The sequence below is a fragment of the Microvirga sp. jy35 genome, assembly GCF_056148915.1.
Map to the genome: position 1 here is coordinate 1 of NZ_JBWBEW010000061.1, position 19502 is coordinate 19502.

At 61.6% G+C, this 19502-nt stretch carries 20 protein-coding genes and 4 pseudogenes; 12 read left to right on the forward strand and 12 right to left on the reverse strand.

Annotation, left to right across the window (positions count from 1 at the left end; all coding sequences use genetic code 11):
- The 3 genes and pseudogenes from AC0QTX_RS25415 to AC0QTX_RS25425 form a co-directional block, all read right to left on the reverse strand.
- Nucleotides 1-286: pseudogene (locus AC0QTX_RS25415) on the reverse strand (DDE-type integrase/transposase/recombinase); the annotation flags it as partial.
- The gene (locus AC0QTX_RS25420; protein ID WP_474606592.1) at nt 225-1286 is read right to left on the reverse strand and encodes an IS110 family RNA-guided transposase; all 1062 of its coding nucleotides are present in this window, start codon (nt 1284-1286) and stop codon (nt 225-227) included. The pseudogene AC0QTX_RS25415 and the gene AC0QTX_RS25420, both read right to left, overlap by 62 nt.
- Before the next feature lie 215 nt (nt 1287-1501).
- A pseudogene (locus AC0QTX_RS25425) lies at nt 1502-1729 on the reverse strand (IS6 family transposase); the annotation flags it as partial.
- Between the two features lie 112 nt (nt 1730-1841).
- Between AC0QTX_RS25425 and AC0QTX_RS25430 the strand changes: the two are divergent.
- Complete coding sequence (locus tag AC0QTX_RS25430) at nt 1842-2198, forward strand: ABC transporter substrate binding protein (protein ID WP_474606593.1); 357 nt, start codon at nt 1842-1844, stop codon at nt 2196-2198.
- Between the two features lie 129 nt (nt 2199-2327).
- Here the strand turns inward: AC0QTX_RS25430 and AC0QTX_RS25435 are convergent, their stop codons facing one another.
- The 3 genes from AC0QTX_RS25435 to AC0QTX_RS25445 all read right to left on the reverse strand — a co-directional run bounded on the left by AC0QTX_RS25435 (nt 2328) and on the right by AC0QTX_RS25445 (nt 3869).
- Nucleotides 2328-2600, reverse strand: a complete 273-nt coding sequence (locus AC0QTX_RS25435; RefSeq protein WP_474606594.1) for an ABC transporter substrate binding protein — start codon at nt 2598-2600, stop codon at nt 2328-2330.
- Nucleotides 2597-3349, reverse strand: coding sequence for an ABC transporter substrate binding protein (locus tag AC0QTX_RS25440; protein ID WP_474606595.1), 753 nt, complete (start codon nt 3347-3349; stop codon nt 2597-2599). The genes AC0QTX_RS25435 and AC0QTX_RS25440 overlap by 4 nt, the downstream gene beginning before the upstream one ends.
- A 133-nt stretch (nt 3350-3482) precedes the next feature.
- Nucleotides 3483-3869: a hypothetical protein gene (locus AC0QTX_RS25445; protein ID WP_474606596.1), complete on the reverse strand. Its 387-nt coding sequence runs from the start codon at nt 3867-3869 to the stop codon at nt 3483-3485.
- A 298-nt stretch (nt 3870-4167) separates the two neighbouring features.
- Between AC0QTX_RS25445 and AC0QTX_RS25450 the strand changes: the two genes are divergently transcribed.
- Nucleotides 4168-4536, forward strand: coding sequence for a hypothetical protein (locus AC0QTX_RS25450; protein WP_474606597.1), 369 nt, complete (start codon nt 4168-4170; stop codon nt 4534-4536).
- Between the two features lie 119 nt (nt 4537-4655).
- Nucleotides 4656-4847 carry a hypothetical protein gene (locus AC0QTX_RS25455; RefSeq protein WP_474606611.1) on the forward strand — a complete coding sequence of 64 codons (192 nt, stop codon included), beginning with the start codon at nt 4656-4658 and terminating at the stop codon, nt 4845-4847.
- Here AC0QTX_RS25455 and AC0QTX_RS25460 read toward each other — a convergent pair.
- On the reverse strand, nt 4844-5320 hold the full coding sequence (locus AC0QTX_RS25460; RefSeq protein ID WP_474606598.1) for a hypothetical protein: 477 nt from the start codon (nt 5318-5320) through the stop codon (nt 4844-4846). The two genes, AC0QTX_RS25455 and AC0QTX_RS25460, sit on opposite strands and share 4 nt — an antisense overlap.
- Before the next feature lie 246 nt (nt 5321-5566).
- On the opposite strand from AC0QTX_RS25460, the gene AC0QTX_RS25465 reads away from it, so the two are divergent.
- From AC0QTX_RS25465 to AC0QTX_RS25475, 3 genes are all read left to right on the forward strand, one after another.
- Nucleotides 5567-6532, forward strand: a complete 966-nt coding sequence (locus tag AC0QTX_RS25465; RefSeq protein ID WP_474606599.1) for an ABC transporter substrate-binding protein — start codon at nt 5567-5569, stop codon at nt 6530-6532.
- 143 nt (nt 6533-6675) lie between these two features.
- Nucleotides 6676-7647, forward strand: a complete 972-nt coding sequence (locus AC0QTX_RS25470; protein WP_474606600.1) for an ABC transporter substrate-binding protein — start codon at nt 6676-6678, stop codon at nt 7645-7647.
- 76 nt (nt 7648-7723) lie between these two features.
- Nucleotides 7724-9469: a cache domain-containing protein gene (locus tag AC0QTX_RS25475; RefSeq protein WP_474606601.1), complete on the forward strand. Its 1746-nt coding sequence runs from the start codon at nt 7724-7726 to the stop codon at nt 9467-9469.
- 26 nt (nt 9470-9495) lie between these two features.
- Here AC0QTX_RS25475 and AC0QTX_RS25480 read toward each other — a convergent pair whose 3' ends face one another.
- Both AC0QTX_RS25480 and AC0QTX_RS25485 read right to left on the reverse strand, forming a co-directional pair.
- Complete coding sequence (locus AC0QTX_RS25480; RefSeq protein WP_474606602.1) at nt 9496-10458, reverse strand: ABC transporter substrate-binding protein; 963 nt, start codon at nt 10456-10458, stop codon at nt 9496-9498.
- Nucleotides 10455-11423: an ABC transporter substrate-binding protein gene (locus tag AC0QTX_RS25485; protein ID WP_474606603.1), complete on the reverse strand. Its 969-nt coding sequence runs from the start codon at nt 11421-11423 to the stop codon at nt 10455-10457. Before AC0QTX_RS25485 ends, AC0QTX_RS25480 begins: the two co-directional genes overlap by 4 nt.
- A gap of 274 nt (nt 11424-11697) precedes the next feature.
- Here AC0QTX_RS25485 and AC0QTX_RS25490 point away from each other — a divergent pair, with 274 nt between their 5' ends.
- The 4 genes and pseudogenes from AC0QTX_RS25490 to AC0QTX_RS25505 all read left to right on the forward strand — a co-directional run bounded on the left by AC0QTX_RS25490 (nt 11698) and on the right by AC0QTX_RS25505 (nt 14378).
- Complete coding sequence (locus tag AC0QTX_RS25490; protein ID WP_474606610.1) at nt 11698-12462, forward strand: ABC transporter substrate binding protein; 765 nt, start codon at nt 11698-11700, stop codon at nt 12460-12462.
- A gap of 323 nt (nt 12463-12785) precedes the next feature.
- On the forward strand, nt 12786-13628 hold the full coding sequence (locus AC0QTX_RS25495; RefSeq protein ID WP_474606604.1) for a universal stress protein: 843 nt from the start codon (nt 12786-12788) through the stop codon (nt 13626-13628).
- 53 nt (nt 13629-13681) lie between these two features.
- A pseudogene (locus tag AC0QTX_RS25500) lies at nt 13682-13933 on the forward strand (universal stress protein); the annotation flags it as partial.
- Between the two features lie 91 nt (nt 13934-14024).
- Nucleotides 14025-14378, forward strand: coding sequence for an ABC transporter substrate binding protein (locus AC0QTX_RS25505; RefSeq protein ID WP_474606605.1), 354 nt, complete (start codon nt 14025-14027; stop codon nt 14376-14378).
- A 153-nt stretch (nt 14379-14531) separates the two neighbouring features.
- Here AC0QTX_RS25505 and AC0QTX_RS25510 read toward each other — a convergent pair whose 3' ends face one another.
- Nucleotides 14532-14828, reverse strand: a complete 297-nt coding sequence (locus AC0QTX_RS25510) for a hypothetical protein (protein WP_474606606.1) — start codon at nt 14826-14828, stop codon at nt 14532-14534.
- An 18-nt stretch (nt 14829-14846) separates the two neighbouring features.
- Entirely contained in the window at nt 14847-15092 is a 246-nt protein-coding gene (locus tag AC0QTX_RS25515) for a hypothetical protein (protein WP_474606607.1), read from the reverse strand.
- Nucleotides 15093-15336: 244 nt separating this feature from the next.
- Between AC0QTX_RS25515 and AC0QTX_RS25520 the strand changes: the two genes are divergently transcribed.
- Nucleotides 15337-16311: an ABC transporter substrate-binding protein gene (locus tag AC0QTX_RS25520; protein ID WP_474606608.1), complete on the forward strand. Its 975-nt coding sequence runs from the start codon at nt 15337-15339 to the stop codon at nt 16309-16311.
- Nucleotides 16312-16620: 309 nt separating this feature from the next.
- Here the strand turns inward: AC0QTX_RS25520 and AC0QTX_RS25525 are convergent.
- Nucleotides 16621-17649: pseudogene (locus AC0QTX_RS25525) on the reverse strand (IS110 family RNA-guided transposase).
- Between the two features lie 160 nt (nt 17650-17809).
- Between AC0QTX_RS25525 and AC0QTX_RS25530 the strand changes: the two are divergent.
- Nucleotides 17810-18778 (forward strand): ABC transporter substrate-binding protein, encoded by a 969-nt coding sequence (locus tag AC0QTX_RS25530; protein WP_474606609.1) that lies wholly within the window; start codon nt 17810-17812, stop codon nt 18776-18778.
- The last annotated feature ends 724 nt before the right edge of the window (nt 18779-19502 follow it).

The window sequence follows — 19502 nt, forward strand, 5'->3', positions numbered from 1 at the left end:
TGAGGTAGGCACTTTGCCGTATGCGGATCGGCTTCAGCTTCCGCCCTGATCGGTCCTCCAGTTGGTTCGTCGCGTCACACGATAGGATCGCTTCTCGATTGGTCTGGCTGCCGTCGATCACAACCCGCTCAGGCCGGCCGTGGCGCTTAAGTGCCTTGCGCAGGAACCGCTTCGCGGCAGCCAGATTGCGCCGCTCACTGAACCAGAATTCGACCGTGTCACCATTACTGTCGATGGCACGATAGAGATATTTCCATTGGCCTCGCACTTTGATGTAGATACCGTCTGAGAAGTCGAGCCCGATGGGCCATCGAAAACTGGTAAACGTTCCTGCTCCTAAGCACGCCAAAGCAAATATGAACCAGTTTGCGCATGGCGGCCCCTAAGGTCGACATCTTGGCCTTGCCTCGCTCAAGCAGCCGCTGCTGTTGGGCTTTGATGTCCGGGTTCAGCTTTGTGGCAACGACAGCTGCCATGTAAAGCGCGGCGCGCAGCCGAGAGTTGCCGGCTTTCGAGAGCCGCGGCCTCCCTCGAACGCTCCGCCCCGACTGTCGCTCAATTGGCACCAGCCCCAGGAAGGCTGCGGCTTGACGAGCAGTCTCAAATGGGTGGCTACGCAGCAGAGCAAGCATTCGCATCGCTGTCTTAGGACCCACCGCTGGAATCGTGCGCAGTCTCTCCAGATCTGCCTGCAAATCCGCGTGAGCGGCAAAGTGCTCGGCGATCGCCGCCTGCAGAAGTTTACACTGAGCTTTCAGCGCCCTGATGTTCGTGACAAAGGAACGCTTGATGGTGCCGGAGCAGCCACGAACACACGCCTGCTCATATCGGTTTTGCTCCCGGCGCAGGTCGCCCTCGAGATCATCCAGCCGTGCGAGCAGAGCTTGCAGTTCAACCAGGGGCTCGGCGGGAGGGATCCACGCTTTCGGCTGAGCCAGGCAGCCGTAGCGCGCCAGGAGTACCGCATCGATGTGGTCGGTCTTACTCAGGACAGCCATGCCCTTGGCGAAACTGCGGATTTGGGCAGGGTTGACGAGAGAGACCGTCATGCCTTTGGCCGCAAACAGCCGGGCAGCCAGTTCGTGATAGGCCGCTGTCGGCTCGAGAACTGCGTGGCCCCCCAGGAGCTCAGTCTTGGCAATCCTCGTCACCCAGGCGGCGGCTCTCTCGATACCGTCTGGGGTATTGGGAAACGACTTCTGCCCGATGGGGCGTTGCCGATCATGAATGATAGCTGCGCAATCCAGTCTCTCCTTTGCGACGTCAATGCCGAAGAACACTGTCATAGAGCTTCCTCTTGTTGAGAATGCCCCCTGCGCTGATCAACCTTGTGAATGCAGGTTCACCCGTCTCGGGATGACCTTTGATACCGTCCGATCTCAGCTGGGGCGCGTGGTGAGGCCGGGTGCACTATCTACATCGCAGACTTCCGTCTTACGTCTCGTTCGAGCTATCCCGGCCTCATGCTGTGGGAATGACCCGCAACACCTATCAAATACAAAGTCTCGTCCAGGTGCCATTTCCGGCTGACGCTTCGTTTGCGATGATTGAAGCGCTCGAGCAGCATAGGCGAGTAGCGGATAACCCACCTGTGAACGGTAGCATGATCGACCGAGATACCGCGCTCGGCCATCATCTCCTCCAAGTTCCGCAGGCTCAGATTGTAGGCCAAATACCACCGAATGCAGAGCAGGATAACGGACTGATCAAAATGCCTGCCCTTGAACACCGCGTCCTCCACTACTGTGACACCGATCTCAGTAACTGAAACTCTGAAACAAAAAGTTTGCGACGGATCCGTTCCAGGTGCCATCGAGAAGGCAAAGGCACTCGGAGCGGACGTGGTTTTCGTCTCAAGTGATCCGAACCTCACGACGCCCCCGAACCGTGTGCCAGAGCTGATGGCACAGGCCAGACTTCCGGCCGTCTATACGTTCCGCCAGTCGGTGCAGGCCGGTGGGCTGATTGCCTACAGTCCCGACTTCACGTGGATTGCTCGCCGCCATGCGCAACTGGTGAACAGCGTCCTCCGTGGGACGCCTCCTGCTGATGTGCCCGTGGAGGAACCGACCAAGTACGACCTCGTCATCAACCTCAAGACCGCGAAGGCGCTTGGTCTCGCAATACCGCGTCCTTGCTGGCCCAAGCCGATGAGGTCATCGAGTAGACCCTCGCGCACGCGAAATCAGCCAGCGTAATTCGCAAGTGGCATTTATGGAACGCGGCTGCTGTTAGGCTACATTGCCTCTCGATCCGTTCCGAGACCCCGCTACAATCCGTCGTCACAGCCGAGGGCCGGACAGTTTCTTGACGCTCAACGGGTCCGATCAGATTGAACCCATATCAAGGGGGCGGTCTCGTTCGAGCATGTCGTCGGCGAAAGCCATAAGCGAGCTCGGGAACGTCAGGCCAAGGTCATCGGCCGTTTGGAGATTAAGCACAAGCTCGTAACGTCTTGGCTGTTCGAAGCGCAGTTCGCTCGGCTTGGTCCCGCCAAGCACGCGCGCCGTATAGATGGCAAGACCTCGATCGACCCCGCTCCAGTCAATGCCATAGGACATTAGGCCTCCCGCCTCGGTCAGACGACGAAATGGACTCATGAGGGCAGCCGATACTGTCTTGCCAGTAGTGCAATGCGATCGATGTGGCCGACTTGCTTGGCATCCGCCAAAATGAGAACTGCCGTTGCGCCTTCTCGGACCATGGTACTGAAGAGAGCATCGTAGCTGTCGGAGTACAGGAACTCCTGGATGCTAACGCCACGCTGATTTGCTTCACGCCAAAGCTGTCGCATACCGAAATATGCTCGTTCTGCGCCGAGAAATGCAACATAGGATAACTTTGGCGCTGCCTCCAAGAGGAGATCAAGCTGTTTACTGTAGAAGTCTGGGCCAAAGTCGATCGCAATCCCCGTGATGTTGCCAGCTGCTCGCGCAAGGTTCGGTATAACCTCCTGCTCCACCGGACTGAGAGCTGAGACAACAATCGGGATCGTTCTGACCACGGCGCTCAACGCACGCGCCCAGCCATGCGAGGTTGTCACGATGACATCCGGCGAAAGCCGGCGAATGTCGTCCATCACTTGTGCCCACTCATCCCGCGGTGGCCCCCAGTCCTCCACACCTTCACGCCAACTCACGGCCAGATTGCCTCCGGCCGCGTAGCCGTGATGTCGAAGTTCATTCAGGAAAACAGGCCAGGGCGGTGAGGCCGGGTCGGCGGTCACTCGATCAGACCAAGCGTGCCCAATCAGCAAGAGCTGCCGAACGCGACCCTTCGGCTGCGCCAAGATCCGCGTTGAGAAGCTCGTGGCGAGCAATCCGCCGACCATGAGATCGCGCCGCCTCATCCGATCACCTCGTGATGGCGTCGTCGCGCGTCATTCGATAACGTGCCTGGTTCCCATGTTACTGCTAACGTCAAGCAGACGCCAGCAGCACGAGTGGCCGAAACATTTCGCGAGAGCCCCTTTATGGCACAGACTAGATGCCACCTTCATGGTGAGTAACGGGAGGCTTGGCGACTGCCGCAGCATTAGGCGGTAGGATCGCGCAATAGGTTGAGTAGTCCATCCCGTAGCCGACCATGTGGCGGGTGTCCCCGCACCAATGTCCCCCGCCTGTTTCACCCGTGTCCCCGGGCAGAGCGCGATACTGGATCCTGTAGTCCGGCACGGCGATCCAGGTTCCGTTGACGAGCATGAGCACCCCGGCTGGCGTCACCCGGTAGGGTGCGGGGCGACAATCCTGCTCGTTGCAGCAACTGTTTCCCAGCCTGTCCTTCAGATGCGAGTAGATGTCATGGGCTTGGGCGGGCGGCTCGAAACAGATCAGGAAGACAGCCGCAACAAGACCAACCTTGAAAGACATAGCCGCTCCCCTCATGACGGGCTGGCGGCGCTCATCAGAGCGTCGGGAAACGCTACTCCAGCTATTCTACTCCCGAGTGAGGCCCTTGTCGCGTAGCCAAGGAAGACAAGCGAATTTCCGATAAGACGCTGTATGGAACTGAAAACCGGCACCGAACACGGTTCTATTGTAACCATGTCGGAATAGGCGTATTCTCAAGCCTGTAGTTGACCTCGCCTCTCTCGCAGCCCCTCGAGGCTCCGACACAGCGCCCCGAGCCACCCCTGAGGGACCAGGCCCATCCGTAAGGGAGGGGCGTATGTCTTCGAGAACTGCTTTTGTGGTCGCCATTCTCGTCACCAACCTGCCGCTGCCGATCCAGGCCCATGACATCTACTCGCATCTCAGAGACGAGGGAGGCGGGAGCTGCGGCGATAACCAGGATTGCCGCCCTGCGGTGTATCGCTTGACCGCAAGCGGTGTGCAGATGTACGTGGATCAGCGATGGATCAACGTACCGAACGAACGGATCCAATACCGCGCCTTGCCGGGGGATCGCGGCGAAACAGGCGGGGGACATTGGTGCGGTTCAGCCTATGAACCGGACTTCAGCAACCTCGGTGTCCTGTACATGACGAAATGCGCGGTCTTGCCACCCCAGTCTGCGTCCGCTGAGGGGACGCCATAATTCCGATAGCCATGTGTGGACGGCGCCTGTGTGGCCAGGGGTTTGTGGCGTTGTGACGATCTGGTCGTGGGCAGCCATGTGTCCGGCCTTGTGACGCGGCCTCATGACCGCGGGCCTTGATGAAGTTCGCGGATCAGAACCTGTCCATCCTGGTCAATGCCGTGGACCTGGAAGACGTGCTTGGCGAGATCGAGACCTACTGTCGTGACATGCATTGGAGCGGCTCCCTGTCTGGCGCTGAGGCAATCACCCTATCTCATAGGGCGCTGCCGGGAGCAGGCGCCGTCCACCTCATCATTTATGAAATTTAGTCGCTCGAGATCACGAGCTTTGTGTAGGTCAGATTAGGGGCTTTTACGGTCTCAACTCGGAATGTCGCGCGGTCACGCGCAACACATTCAGGCTCTGAGGGCGGGTCGATGTCGCGATAGTCGAAGAGGAAAACCCTCGCTTTAGCCGCTGCGCTATCGACGAACACAAGCGCACGCTGCCCCTCATCCACCCATCGATCATGGGGCACAAACTTTAGCCGAGGAGGAGACTGAGGCAGGAGCCGGGGTATCCAAAACGAAGGCTTAGAATAGTCGCTGAGCCAGCAGACGTGATCCCATTTCTCTGGGTAGATCTGGCTGAAGGGCACGACCGCTCCCTGAGTCTCAAGGATGCTGCCGACCAGGGCCTTATCTTCTGCTGTGATATGGTCTGAACTCAGCCAGAGGCCGAGACCTGCCAAAGCGGCGGCGGCGCCGAGACCGATAAGCACCTTTCGCCCTATCTGCCGCACGGCGCCCTCCAAGAAGCAAGGCACCCTATCAGGCACGTGCGCGCGTGAGAAGATTGTCCGCGAATTGCGCGTAATGCCTTTTATGGAGCGAGGAGTGCACTCCCAGCCATCATGAGCCAGAAAGCTGATTAACCTCGTGGGACGTGATCCCATTAGCGAATGCAGGGAAAAGCGCGTAAGATAGGCGGTCCAGGCGAGCGCTATGGGCATGGACAGCTTCTAGGCTCTTGCTGACAAGGTGGCTGAATGAGGCGTCGCGAGTTCCTCACTGTTCTTGGCGGCATGGCGATATGGCCGTTCGCCGGCCGCGCGCAGACAAGCAAAGTCCACCTCATCTTGTGGGTATCGACAGAAGCGCGGCCTGACCCGTTCATTGCTGGATTTCGTGAGGGAATGCGCGAACTCGGCTACGTCGAAGGGAAAAACCTCTCCTTTGTCCTACGCTACGCCCCAGGGGATCCAGCGGCGGTACAGGCAATGCTCCCTGAACTTCTCTCAACTCCGGCCGATCTGATCGTCTCAAGTGGCCCTGCTATCCAGGCTATGAAGGCAGCAACGGGGAAGTCCGTCCTATTCGCCATCAGCGGCGATCCGGTCGCGCTTGGTATCGCTCAGAGCCTGTCTCGTCCTGGACGGAACTTCACCGGAAGCACATTCCTGTCGCTCGATGTGGCGCAAAAGCGGGTTGAACTGTTGCGGGAGCTGGTACCGGACCTGCAGACGCTGGCAGTGTTATCCAATACGAACCACCCCGGAGAGCAGGCCGAGTATGGGGCTACCAAAGCGGCCGCCGGCACCCTTTCCATAGGCCTCGCCTACGTGCCGTTCGCGTCAGGTCGTGAACTCGACCGCGCACTTGAGCGCGTGCAGTCATCAGGCGCGGGTGCCATGCTCGTCTTCCCAGAGGGAGTCACCATGGTGCATCGAGCAAAGATTGCCGAGTTCGCGCGGACGCAGCGTCTGCCGTCGATGTTCGGCTGGCGTGAGTACTGCGAGGCGGGAGGGCTTATGAGCTATGGCGCAAACCAGCGGGCGACGTACGTCCGGCTGGCCACTTACGCTGATCGCCTCTTGCGAGGAGAGAGCCCTGGAGACCTGCCGATCGAGCAGCCGACCGCATTTGAACTCGTCGTCAATATGCGAACTGCCCAGGCGCTTGGTCTCACGATCCCACCCTCCCTCTTCTCACTCGTCGATGAGATGATCGATTGATTGTGACTATGTGAGTGCGGCGTAATTCGCGGAAGCCCGTTGATAGAATCGTAACATTGTAAGATCAACGGAATAGGCGCATCCTAAATGTTGACCCGACTAATACCTCTCGCAGCCTCTTGCTTGGGCTATGAGGTGACGCAATGGGAACGCGCACGGCTCCGGCCCTTGTCTTAACACTGCTCACCAGTGCCGCTGCGGCCCAGCAGCCCACCACTACTGCTCGGGTCGGAATGCTCTGTCCCACCCGTTGCGCCGGGATTGGCTACACCGCCTTCGATGACGAGCTGCGCAAACTCGGCTGGATTGAGGGCCGCAATCTCGCCGTCGAGCGCAAAGGCGTAGAAGGGCGCTACGAGCGTCTGCCCGAACTCGCGGCCGAACTCGTCCGGTCGCAGCCGGATCTGATCATCGCCGCAAGTCCCGAGCCAGCCCGAGCGGCCAAGGACGCCACGACGAAGATCCCAGTCGTCTTCTCCTTTGTCGCCGATCCGGTCGGTGTGGGTCTGGTGCAGAGCCTTGCTCACCCTGGTGGCAATGTCACTGGGGTAACCAGCCTCGTCCCTGGTTCGTACCTGGGGAAGAACTTCGAGGTCCTCAGGGAGCTTCTGCCGACGGCAAAGCGCGTGGCCGTGCTCATGAACCCCACCAATTCCGTATCCAGCCTGAGATTGCCGCTCGAGCTTCCAACGGCGATCCAATACGGTTTTCAGGCCGATGTGATCGAGGCCCGTACACAGGAGGAGCTCCCTGGCGCCATCGCCAAGGCGAAGGCGCTCGGAGCGGATGCTTTGCTGAGCGTGGGTGACCCGGTACTGAGCACCCCACCGAACCGCATCCCTGATCTCGCCACTCAGGCGGCACTTCCGGCGATCTATCAGACTCGTAAGATTGTGCAGGCCGGGGGGCTGATTTCCTACAGTCCGGACTTTCTCGGGGTGGCCCGCCGCCATGCGCACTATGTGGACCGTATCCTGCGGGGTGCTTCCCCATCGAACCTGCCCGTTGAGCAACCGACCAAGTACGATCTCATCATCAACCTCAAGACGGCGAAGGCACTTGGGCTGACTGTTCCGCCATCGCTCCTGTCACAAGCCGACGAGGTGATTGAATGACGATAGTACGGACCGCCCGGCCTCCGCCTGTTTTATTCCACCCAACCGCCGACATCTTGAGTGGGATGCCTGAGCCATGAGCAGTCGGCATCTCCGGTTTCGTGGCCTTTTCCGCAAGTACTTTCTCGTGCTGTTCCTGGCGGTCGTCATTCCGCTCGCCGCCAACGGCGTCAGCGAGGCCTGGCTCGGCTACCGCGACCAGCGGGCAAGACTCGACCAACTGCTCGGTGTCGAAGCCAGATCCGCGGCATCGAGGATCCAGGGCTTCCTTGACAGCATCACCGGTCAGCTCGGCTGGCTGGTGCAACTCCCCTGGACCGAGGAGCCGGACGAGCGGCGGCGCATCGATGCGCTACGCCTCCTTCGGCAGGTGCCTGCCATCGTCAGCCTGACCCTTGTCGATGGTTCTGGACGGGAACGGCTGTACGTCTCGCGGATTGGACTCAACCGAACCGAGAGCCACACGGACCTTTCCGGCGAGCCTGCCATCATCGGAGCCCGATCGGCGCGGATCTGGTACGGAGAGGTCAGCCATTACCGAGGATCAGAGCCCTACATGACAGTTGCCATCTCCGGCAACCGGCCCTCAGTCGGTATCGTTGTCGCCGAGGTCAACCTGAAGCTGATCTGGGACGTGATCTCCTCCATCAAGGTCGGGCAGACAGGCTCCGTCTTCGTGCTGGACGGCCCAGGCCGGCTTGTCGCCCATCCCGACATCAGCCTTGTTCTTCGCGGAGCGGATGAGGCTACCCTGGCACCTTTCCAGGCCATCCGGAAGGCCGTCGGACCCGCAGGTGCGGGCTTTGTGACGAGCCGCGACGCCGGAGGTGACCGCATTGCTGCAGCTGCCGCGCCAATCCCTGGTCCTGATTGGACGATTGTGGTCGAGCAGCCGCTCACCGAGGCGTTCGGGCCGATCTATGCCGCCCTGTGGCGGACCGGGACCCTTCTTCTCGCCGGTGCCCTCTTTGCCGGCCTGCTTGCCTATGCTCTCGCCCGCAGGATGACCGAACCGATCCGACTGCTTGAGGAGGGTACCGAGCGCATCGGTGCTGGAGAGTTCGACCACCGCATCAACATCAGGACAGGCGACGAGCTTCAGCGGCTGGGCGACAGCTTCAACGTCATGGCGGCGGAACTCGCCGTCTCGCAGGAGCGCCAAGAGCGCATCGCCAAGCTCAAGCGGTTCCTGGCGCCGCAGGTGGCCGAACTCGTCGACCGCAAGGGTGACGACGGCGTGCTTGAGGGCCATCGTGCCGAGGTGGTGGCGGTGTTCTGCGACCTGCGCGGCTTCACTGCCTTCTCGGCTAGAGCCGCACCCGAGGAGGTGATGAGCGTGCTGTCGGAATACTACGAGGCGCTCGGAGCGATCATCACCAGTTATGCCGCAACGCTCACGAGCTTCTCAGGTGACGGTCTGATGGTGCTCATCAACGCGCCTGTTCCTGTTGATGAGCCGGCACTGCGGGCGGCTGACATGGCAGTGGAGATGCAGCGAAGCGTGCAGGAGCTGATCGTCGGCTGGCGGGCGCGCGGCCACCGGATCGGGTTCGGGGTGGGGCTTGCCATGGGGCCTGCCACGGTCGGGCGGATCGGGTACGAGACCCGGTTCGACTACACGGCCATCGGCAGCGTCGTAAACCTTGCCGCCCGGCTGTGCGCCTCGGCAGCGGATCGGGAGATCCTGGCGGATACGAAAGTCGCTGAAGCCGTGATCGGCAAGCGTGCCCTTATCCGGCTGGGAATGCGTCCGCTCAAAGGCTACAACGAGGAACTGCCCGTGTTCGGTATCTCCTTCGACGAGCGGCCTCATGCCGTCTAGATTCCGTGCTCACCAAGTAGCTGGTCCTATTCGATGACCTCATCGGCCTGGAGAAGCAGCAGCTCGGGGACTTTGATGCCCAGCGCACGCGCCGTCCTGGCGTTCACAACGAGCCGCAGATGGGACGGCCCCTCGATCGGCGTCTGACCGGGCGCGGCACCCTGAAAGATGCGTTCAACGTAGTAGGCCGTGCGGCGGTACAGGTCCGCGAGGATGGGACCATACCCGATCAGGCAGCCCTCGTTGGCCATCTCACCCCATTCGCACACCGTCGGCAGTCCATTCTCAAGGGCGATCCGCGTGAGCAATGCGGCGTCGCGATTGAAGCGAGAATCCGCATTGATCGCGAGGGCCTGTGCGCCGTTCGCGCGGGCGGCCGCCACCACCGACCCATAGCTCTGTGGCTCGGGTCCTTCCACGAACGACAACTCGACCCCGACACTCGCCGCAGCCGCCTGCATTTCCTGTTTGCGGGCCTCCAATGCGGGGCTTGTCGGGTGAACGAGAACCGCAATGCGCCGGACTTCCGGCACTGTCTCGTGGAGGAGGTCCAGGCGTTTGATGTCCAGCTCCCTTGAGGCGATCGTGATCCCGGTGATGTTGCCCTCGGGACGGGCAAGACTGGCAGCGAAGCCTTGGGCCACCGGGTCACCCCCGAACATGATGATCGGGAGCCTGCGTGTTCGTGCTTGGACCGCGGCAACGGCGGTGCTGTTGATGGCGAGGATCGCGTCCGGATGCAGAGCCAACAGGTCCTGAACCAGGCTTGGAAGCTGTCCCACATCCCCGACGCGAGACTCGACAACCAGGTTTTGCCCTTCGACGAAGCCGCGCTTTGCAAGCTCGGGAACCGTCAGGGCCTGGACGCGCTCCACTGATTGTGGGTTGAGTGCGAGCACCCCCAGACGATAGACCCGGCCTGACACCTGGCTCTGCGCACCGCCGATAGTCAGCACGATGGCAAGGCAAGCGATGGTGAGACGGATCATTCGATCACCTCATCGGCACGGGCGAGAAAGTCTGGCGGGATCTCGAACCCGAGCGCCCGCGCGGTTTTTCCGTTGAGAACAAGCTCGAATGTCGTCGGCTGCTCGATGGGAAGGGCGCCGGACTTCTCGCCCCTCAGCATCCGATCCGCATAGGCTGCCAGCCGGACATAGGTGGCCCGCTGGTTCGCCCCGTAGCTGGCAAGGCCCCCCACCTCGCAGTGCTCACGCGAGCCGAACATGGACGGCAAGCCGTGCGCCCGCGCAAACTCAGCAATCCTCACCTTGTGCACCCTCGTGGCTCCGCCCGGGAAGGCGAGCATCGCATCCGCTCTTGAGCCCCGCACCTGCTCCAGGGCAGCATCGATATCCGCGCCTGACGTGAAGGGAGCATAGGCGAGACGCAAGGAGAGAGCCTCCGCCGCCCTCTTGGTGGCCTCATACTCAAGTTGTTCGCCCGGATGGGTGCTGTTGGACAGGACGGCGAGGGTTCGCAGATGGGGCATCAGCTCCTTGAGGATCTCGACACGCTTCTGCGCCACATCGAGCGACATGAAGGTGATGCCGGTGAAGTTGCGCCCGGGGCGCGCGAGGCTCTCGGCGATGCCGAGCGCGACCGGATCGCTGCTGATCGCGAACAGGACGGGCTTTGCCGTCACGGCTCGTGTTGCCACAATGGCGGGCCCACTCGATACAATCAGGTCAGCCGGAAGGGCGAGAAGTTCCGGAAGCATCGCTCGAAGCCCACCCGGATCGCCGGGGGCATAGCGGAGCGAAAAAGCAAGGTTCTGGCCCTCGCTGTAGCCGTGCTCCCGCATGCCGTCTCGGAAGCCTTCGATGAAAGGGTCAGGTTGGGCTTCGGTGGACACCCACAGGATGGTGCGAGCTTTGCCGGGCTGTGCTCCTGCGGCAAGCGGCCATGCAGCAATTGCGCCACCAAGACCAGTGAGGAAAGTCCGCCGCCTCATGGGATCACCTCGCGTGCGAGTATCCAGGCTAGGTGCCAAGCATACACCAGCTGGCAGCGAACGCGAGGAACAGCACTCGGGCAAAAAGGCCCCATCCATTTTCGCGGAAGCGCATTTACGGAGCCGGCCTCGTCACCCCGGCAATGCAGGGATAAGATTGGCTCTTCAGAGGAGGCTTCCCATGAGCCGCTTCCCCGCTATCCCTACGGCTGTTTGCCTCCTGCTTACCTGTGCCGCTGCGGCCCAGACGCCGACCAAGACCGCCCGGATCGGGATGCTGTGTCCCGTTCGGTGCGCTGGGCCTGGCTACACCGCCTTTGACGACGAACTGCGCAAGCTCGGCTGGATCGAGGGCAGCAATCTCACCATAGAGCGGAAAGCCCTCGAGGGCCGCTATGAGCGTGTGTCCGAGCTTGCTGCCGAGATCGTTCGGTCAAGACCTGACCTGATCGTCGGACCAAGCGCGCCGATTGCCCGCGCCCTCAAGGAGGCTACGTCGGAGATCCCCATTGCCTTCTCCTTCGTCGCCCATCCTGTCGAGATCGGTCTGGTACAAAGCCTTGCTCGGCCTGGGCACAATGTCACCGGGGTGGCTGCCATCACACCCGGCACATTTCTCGCAAAGCAGTTCGAGATCCTGCGGGAGCTTCTGCCCAAAGCTCAAAGGGTGGCTGTGCTGATGATCCCTACGAATGACGACTATCGCCTAGCCCTGGCACGCCGCATCTCAGTCGCAGTGGCCGGCTTCTCTCAAGCCGATCTCTTGATTGAGGCAAAGGAGAACAGGCTGACGATCCGCGGCGCAAGGCAGCCGAAGGAGAAAACCTCTGATATGCTCTATCTGGGCATCGCGGCACGAGCCTTTGAGCGTAGCTTCCACCTCGCTGACCATGCTACGGTCGAGGGCGCGAGCCTGGACAACGGGCTCCTCCACGTCGAGCTCGTGCGGGAGATCCCAGAGGCTATGAAGCCTCGGACGGTCCCAATCACGAGTCCAGGCAAGCTTCTCGAGACTACACCGGCTCAGATCGCAGCCTGAGATGCTGCCTGATAGAAATCATTGAGTGCCCCGGAAACCGGGGCACTTTGGCCATGGACGACGCTGGTCTTCTTCAGTGTGGCTTGGCCGTCGCCGCAGCCTTGTTTCACAGATCCCATACCTCATGAGACCCTGTGCGACGATCGCTGGCCACCGGCTGTACCGGTGACAGGCGATTTGCACGACATGCCGCTGCTAATCAGCTCTGGAAGGCCTTCGATTGGGACGTTTGCAAGGCGCCGCCGTTCTGATCCCTGGTGCAGCACTGGTTTGAGAGAACTCGGAAGCGTAAGCTTGGTCTCAACTGACAAAGGAAAACTCTGATGCTCCAGAACTCCCACAGCATCCTGATCGGGGTGACGGAAGAAGGGGATGCAGAGGAGCGATCCTCGGCCCTCCCCTATGGCCTCTCGCTGGCCAAATTGGCAGGTGCCCACGTTGCGGTTCAGGCCGCTTCGTTGAAGCTTGTCCTGACGCATTCCTTCATCAGCAACATCGCCGAAGACCTTGTGGCCGCCGAGAACCGCCGGCTCGATGCCTTGGCTCACGCCGCGGCGGATGCATCGCGGCAGGCCGCAGCGGCCTCAGGCCTCGCCTGCACCACTCAGGCACCGCAGCTTGCCTATCCGGACTTGGTGAAGAGCTTCACCGCCCTGGCACGAGCCCACGACCTGACGGTTCTGGACGCCGAGCCGATTGCCCTGGCCGTCGACCGCGGGCTGATCGAGGCGGTGCTCACCGACAGCGGCCGCCCGCTCATCGTGGTGCCTGAAGGCCGGGACAGCTTTGCAGGAGGACGGATCCTCGTGGCGTGGGATGGCAGCGCCAAGGCGGCACGGGCGCTCAATGATGCCCTGTCTCTCCTGAAGGAGGCCTCTCACGTCGAACTGGTCAGCGTCACGGGAGAGAAGGATCTGGGGCCGGATGTCTCCGGTGCCGACCTTGCCCCGCATCTCACCCGCCACGGCATCAAGGTCGGCGACCTGACCCTGCCCGCCCAGGATGGTGACGTCGCGGAGACCTTGCGCCATCATGCTGACCTGATCCGGGCCGACATGATCGTGATGGGAGCTTATGTGCATTCGCGCTTGCGCCAGATGATGCTCGGCGGCACGACGCGATCACTGCTCAAGAACTGCCCGGTGCCCCTGTTCCTGTCGTACTGAACGAAAGAGGGCACAGTGTTTGGGGGCTTCACTCCTCAACGAGGGAGGCCTGCATGTACAAGAACATTCTGATTGCGACTGACGGCTCATCCTTGTCGGCCCGTGCCGTCGAGCATGGAACCAACCTGGCAAAGGCTGTGGGAGCGACGGTCCTGCTGCTCACGGTTGCTGAGCGGTTCCACGTCTTTGCGCTTGAGGCTGATCAACTCGGGGAAACGTCGGCCTCGTTCAGGGAGCATATGCGGAAGCACGCCGAGCGCACCCTGGCGGAAGCCTCCGAGATCGCACGCAAACTTGGTGTCGATGCCACAACCCTTCACATGGAAGACGCCGCGCCCTACCAGGCGATCATCCGCACGGCGGAAGGCCGACGACTGGGAGGAGGCGATCCGAGCTGTGGCCAAGGCCTCAACGCCGCCCGACACGGTGTTCCAGCTTTGCGATCCGGTCACCCTCAGCCGGCGCAAGGCGCTGGTCGACTTCGCGGCCAGGACCGGCCTGCCGTCCATGTACGAGATGCGGGAGTACGTCGTCGAGGGCGGCTTGATGGCCTATGGCCCGAGCCTCGCCACCATGGGCCGCCGCTCGGCCGACTATGTTGACAGAATCCTCAAGGGAGCCAAGCCAAGTGATCTGCCGGTTGAGCAGCCGACCAAACTCGAACTGGCCATCAACCAAGTAACCGCAAGGGCGATCAACCTCGACCTGCCGCAAAGCCTGCTTGCCTGGGCCGACGAGATAATCGAGTAGTTCTCCTCGCGTGTAGGGAGGTAGTTCCCGTAATTTGCGGAAGTGCCTTATGGAACGGGTACATGCCAGTTCCTCGGATCCGTTATCCGACGCTTGCTGGTTTGTGTTTCGAAAGCTCGCCGCGGTCGGTCGAACGCGGCGAGGCTGAAACGTTTAATTCGTGGCGCCGGACTTCATGTCAGCCGGGAACATCAGGTGCTGGTACTTGGTGCCTGGGAACATGACGTAGGGATGCGTCGGATCGGGATCCATAGTCCTCGGGTAGTTGGCGGCGATCTCGTGCGCCGCCTTGCCGACGATCATGACATGCGGGCCTGTCTTGACCCAGTGCGACTTGTCCGTGGCATAGGGATCATGGTTGCTGACGCCCAGATCTCCGGCCATCATGTAGATGAACCCGGTCTTGTCGGGCGGCTCCTTCTGGGTGGAGATGGCGACGAACCATTCCACCGCATTGGCATCGGCGCACTAGGGCGAGCCATCGGTGTCGACGGTGCAGGTCCAGCCGTTGGTTCCCTGCCGGATGGGGGTCAGCGTGTAGCCATCGCTGATACGGACGAAAGTGGCCTTCTGGCCGATGGCCGCGGGGGCGGCGGTCATGGCCTTGGCGATGAACGCGGCATCGTCCTTGGGGATTTCGGCTGTCAGTTCAGCCGCGATGCCGGAACTGGAGAACGCGAACGCAACCGACGCGAGAGTGCAGAGCCGTTTCATGGCTACCCTCCTGTCGTGAGCGACCGGCCCAAGTACTTTACTCCCAAAACTCTGGCGGAAGAAGCAATTAGCCCAGACGGCGTGCGGTACAGCCCCCGCTCGCAACTCCCCTTTTCGGAGCCGCCTTGTTGGTCAGACCCATTTCATCTGAAGCAAGATGGGATTAACATAAGTTCTGCTCCGATCTGTCGAGGTGATCGGGGTGGAGCTCCCGTGTACCGCCTGGACCGTATGGGAGGGTGGGATGATCAACCGAAGAGCATTCGCTCTGTGGGCTGCCTCTTCCACCCTGCTGAGACCGCTCAGCGTCGCAGCCCAAACCAGTGCCAGGCTACCCCGGATCGGCGTTCTGGGAACAACCCGGACAGCAGCCACCCAAGCCCTTCCCGATGGGTTGCGCGATCTCGGCTGGATCGAGGGGCAGACCATCATCATCGAGTGGCGCTGGGCCGGGGGAAATCCGGAGCTCCATGGCCAACATGCGGCTGAGTTCGTCCAGATGGGGGTTGATCTGATCTATGCCCCGGACTCCGCCCAGGTCGAGGCAGCTCTGGCTGCTACCCGCACCATTCCGATCGTCTTCGCCGTACATGCCGATCCACTTGCAACAGGTCACGTTGCGAGCCTTGCCCAGCCTGGAGGCAATGTGACTGGCGTGGCGCTGCTCATCACCGAGATGGTGACCAAGGGGCTGGAACTCCTGGGCGAGGTGCTCCCAGGATCGAGGAGGATCGGGGTTCTCTGGAACCCGGCGTTTCCCTCGCATCGTGCCGCCCTTGAGGCCCTGAGCAAGGCTGCTCCGGCCTTTGCGGTCGAACTCCACATGGCCGAGGCTCGTGGTGAGGGCGACTACGATCCTGCCTTTGCTTCGTTGGCGAGCGCGCAGGTCGACGGGGTGGTGGTTGTTCCCTCAACACTCGCGGTCAAGGAGGGAGAGCCGCTGGCTCGGGCAGCTCTGAAGCATAGGCTGCCGACCATCTTTGCGTTCCGGCAGAACGCCGAGCGCGGTGGGCTGATGAGTTACGGTCCCGATCTGCGGGACGCGCTGCGCCGGTCTGCAAGCCACGTTGATCGCATTCTGAGGGGCTCTAATCCGGCTGACTTGCCAGTCGATCAGGCGGTGCGGTTCGAACTGACCATCAATCAGCAAACCGCAAAGGCTCTTGGCCTCAGCATGCCTTCCGCCGTTCTTGCGCGCGCCGACGAGGTGATCGAGTAGGCCCTCGTACTTGCGCGAAAACCAATACCACAAATTTCCGAGAAGGCCGTGTGTGGACGGCGCCTGCGTGGCAAGAGGGCTCTTGGTGTTTTGACGCTTTGGTCGGGTGCAGCCATGTGTTCGGCCTTGGTATGCGGCCACATGACCGCTGGCCCTGATGAAGTTCGCGGATCAGGTCCCTATCGTTTATGCTGCGTCTGAGCGCAACGGCCTTCTCGGGCTGCTCTGATCCTCGGCTCGACCGGTTCGTCATCACACCATTACCACCTCACCAATCCTGCAAACGTCTCGTCCAGCTGCCGAGGCCACCTATGCGGCCGCAGCAGCCGGAGCGCGATATCCTTGCTCGTCCTGGAGGACCGCCCAGGCGATCCGCGCCAGCTTGTTGGCAATGGCGGTTTTGACCACGCTGGCCGGACGCCGAGCCAGAAGCGCGTTGATCCACCCTGCCGTCACCGAGGTCCGGCCGCGCGCATGCCGCATCAGGGTAGAGGCTCCCAAGACCAGAAGCCGTCGCAGGTATCGGTCGCCCTGCTTGGAGATGTGCCCCAACCGCACCTTGCCACCAGTGCCACTCTGACGTGGCACAAGTCCGATCCAAGCCGCCAAGTGCCGGCCTGAGCGGAAGGAGCTCGGATCCGGGATGGTGACCGCCAAGGCGCTGGCGGTGATCAGGCCGATGCCGGGAATCGTCTCCAGGCGCTGGCTCAGCTCATTCGTGCGATGCTAGGCCAGGATCTCCTGCTCGACTTGGCCAATGCGGCCATGGACGTCCTCAATCTGAGCGAGGATCAAGCGGATGCAGCGCCACGCCAGCTCCGGCAAGGCCGCGCCGCGCGCCTTCTCGGCTAACTCCATAAGCTTGGGCACGCTGGGAAGCCCCTGAGGAGCGATGATGCCGTACTCAGCTAGGTGACCGCGCAGAGCATTGACCAGCATGGTCCGCTGGCGCACGAGCAGGTCACAGGTGCGGTGGAGCATGAGCGCGGCCTGCTGCTCAGGGTTCTTGATGGGAACAAAGCGCATGGTCGGACGGGTCACCGCTTCACAGATGCCTTCAGCATCAAGGGCATCACTTTTGCTGCGTTTGACATAGGGCTTCACATAGGCCGCAGGCATGAGACGAACCTCGTGCCCGAGAGCCGCCAGCTCTCGCGCCCAGAAGTGGGCGGTGGAACACGCCTCCATGCCAATCAGGCAGGGCGGCAAGCGCCGGAAGAAGCCGATGAGCTCACCCCGGCGGAGCTGCCGGCGGATCAGAACCTGTCCATCCTGGTCAATGCCGTGGACCTGGAAAACGTGCTTGGCGAGATCGAGACCTACTGTCGTGACTTGCATTGGAGCGGCTCCCTGTCTGGCGCTGAGGCAATCACCCTATCTCATAGGGCGCTGCCGGGAGCAGGCGCCGTCCACTCCATCATTTGTGGAACCGCTCTCTATCAATCCACTGGGATTGGAGTAGAATCGGTCTTGGGCCACTCCGATCCAAGGTGATCGCATGAGGCGGCGCGAGGTCGTCTGGCTTCTCAGCAGTGTGGTAGTGTGGGCCGTCAAAGCTCATGCGCAGGGCGACACGCGGGTGCAGAAGCTCAGAGTGGGATACCTGGTCGTCGCCCCCAATCCCTTCATCATCCACTTCCGCCGTGGCATGGCCGAACTCGGCCATATCGAGGGTGTCGACTATGTGCTTGAAGAGAGCACCGCGAGCAGCCGGATCGATCTCTTGCCCAAAGCCGCGGCCGCGCTCGTCGAGAGCGCAGTCGACATCATCGTGGCGGTCGGTCTCGCGGCCGGGATGGCTGCATCGAAGATCACGCACTCAATCCCTATTGTGACGTTGTCTCCCGACCCGGTCCGCGCCGGCTTGGCGAACAGTTTCGCCCGGCCCGGCCGCAACGTGACCGGAATCGGCATCCTGAACAACGACTACGCTCCCAAGTGGCTCGAGATCTTGCACGAGGTCGTGCCAAGCGTCAGCAAGGTGGCAGTCCTGGTCGACAACACCCCGGGCAACGAGATCCAGTTTGACCTCGTCAGGTCCACTGCCGGCAAACTCCATGTGATGCTGATCCGTGTGCAGATCGACGCGCCGGACGGGATTGAACCCGCGCTCGCGGCCGCTCGCCGCGACGGTGCGGAAGCAATGATCGTGGTCTCCTCGCCCTTGTTCCACACCTACAAGGACCGGCTCATAGCGGCCGCGGCGGACTACCGGCTGCCGGCCATGTATGAGCACAGCGCCTTCACCACGAATGGTGGGCTCCTATCCTATGGGCCGGACTTTCGGGAGATTTATCGCCGCCTTGCTTTTTACGTCCACAGAATTGCTGCCGGGGACAAGCCAGGGGATCTGCCGTTCGAGCAGCCGACGAAGATCGAATTGATCATCAACCTGACTACGGCAAAGGCGCTCGGCCTCACGATCCCACCCTCGCTCCTGGTCCGCGCCGACGAGGTCATCGAGTAGAGCCTCGCGCGGGCGGGAAAGTGTGCACGCGATTTTGCAGAAGCGCCTTTAAGGAACCCGGTGTTCCCTTCTTCGACGGACCTTCGGTCTGCTTCAGTTCAGTACCAAAAAGTTGACGTTGCTGCCTTGTGGCCGCGCCAAGCTATTGGGCCGCGCCAGAGGGTGACGATGAATGGCATGAGAATGGCCTTCCGGTCTGGGTTAACATCTCAATCGAATTACCGACGCAGGGAGGGCCATTGAAAGCGCGGCTCCATGGGCACGTCACAATGCAACCTTCGATGTTACCGGCCTTGGGCGGTACGTCGCCGGCCGCTCGATGGCGTCTGATAATCCTCCCTGTAGGCCTTGATCAACTCGAACTCGGGGCCGAGAAAGATCGCGATTGCGTCCGGGTCCGCCCGGAGACGGGCAGCCCACTGCACCGCTCAGGCCCGCTCGGCGCGGCGGAGCGCTTGCGCATCGGCGGCACGATCCTACGCCTCTGTCAGGAAATGCAGGACCGCCGGTCATGCCAGAGGTCGACGGTGAGATCCGGCTGCCATAGCGGCGGGAGGCGCGGCGTGCCTTGTTCGACATCCCGGCAGGCACGAGCGTCACGGACCTATGTAGAGCTCTCACTCGAAAGTCAGCATCTGCCCCGTGCGTGGCCACCACCCCCGCGACGCTCACCTCACGCCATCTGTCTGCCTTATGCCGGAACTAGACTCTTTCGCCCGCTTAA

What these genes read in the sequence shown, in the direction of transcription:
- AC0QTX_RS25530 (WP_474606609.1), top strand. Translation starts at nt 17,810, where the DNA reads ATGAGGCGGCGCGAGGTCGTCTGGCTTCTCAGCAGTGTGGTAGTGTGG.
- AC0QTX_RS25455 (WP_474606611.1), top strand. Translation starts at nt 4,656, where the DNA reads ATGAAGTTCGCGGATCAGAACCTGTCCATCCTGGTCAATGCCGTGGAC.
- AC0QTX_RS25475 (WP_474606601.1), top strand. Translation starts at nt 7,724, where the DNA reads ATGAGCAGTCGGCATCTCCGGTTTCGTGGCCTTTTCCGCAAGTACTTT.
- AC0QTX_RS25470 (WP_474606600.1), top strand. Translation starts at nt 6,676, where the DNA reads ATGGGAACGCGCACGGCTCCGGCCCTTGTCTTAACACTGCTCACCAGT.
- AC0QTX_RS25480 (WP_474606602.1), bottom strand. Translation starts at nt 10,458, where the DNA reads ATGATCCGTCTCACCATCGCTTGCCTTGCCATCGTGCTGACTATCGGC.
- AC0QTX_RS25435 (WP_474606594.1), bottom strand. Translation starts at nt 2,600, where the DNA reads ATGAGTCCATTTCGTCGTCTGACCGAGGCGGGAGGCCTAATGTCCTAT.
- AC0QTX_RS25450 (WP_474606597.1), top strand. Translation starts at nt 4,168, where the DNA reads ATGTCTTCGAGAACTGCTTTTGTGGTCGCCATTCTCGTCACCAACCTG.
- AC0QTX_RS25465 (WP_474606599.1), top strand. Translation starts at nt 5,567, where the DNA reads ATGAGGCGTCGCGAGTTCCTCACTGTTCTTGGCGGCATGGCGATATGG.
- AC0QTX_RS25495 (WP_474606604.1), top strand. Translation starts at nt 12,786, where the DNA reads ATGCTCCAGAACTCCCACAGCATCCTGATCGGGGTGACGGAAGAAGGG.
- AC0QTX_RS25440 (WP_474606595.1), bottom strand. Translation starts at nt 3,349, where the DNA reads ATGAGGCGGCGCGATCTCATGGTCGGCGGATTGCTCGCCACGAGCTTC.
- AC0QTX_RS25515 (WP_474606607.1), bottom strand. Translation starts at nt 15,092, where the DNA reads ATGAAACGGCTCTGCACTCTCGCGTCGGTTGCGTTCGCGTTCTCCAGT.
- AC0QTX_RS25520 (WP_474606608.1), top strand. Translation starts at nt 15,337, where the DNA reads ATGATCAACCGAAGAGCATTCGCTCTGTGGGCTGCCTCTTCCACCCTG.
- AC0QTX_RS25485 (WP_474606603.1), bottom strand. Translation starts at nt 11,423, where the DNA reads ATGAGGCGGCGGACTTTCCTCACTGGTCTTGGTGGCGCAATTGCTGCA.
- AC0QTX_RS25420 (WP_474606592.1), bottom strand. Translation starts at nt 1,286, where the DNA reads ATGACAGTGTTCTTCGGCATTGACGTCGCAAAGGAGAGACTGGATTGC.
- AC0QTX_RS25445 (WP_474606596.1), bottom strand. Translation starts at nt 3,869, where the DNA reads ATGTCTTTCAAGGTTGGTCTTGTTGCGGCTGTCTTCCTGATCTGTTTC.
- AC0QTX_RS25490 (WP_474606610.1), top strand. Translation starts at nt 11,698, where the DNA reads ATGCTGTGTCCCGTTCGGTGCGCTGGGCCTGGCTACACCGCCTTTGAC.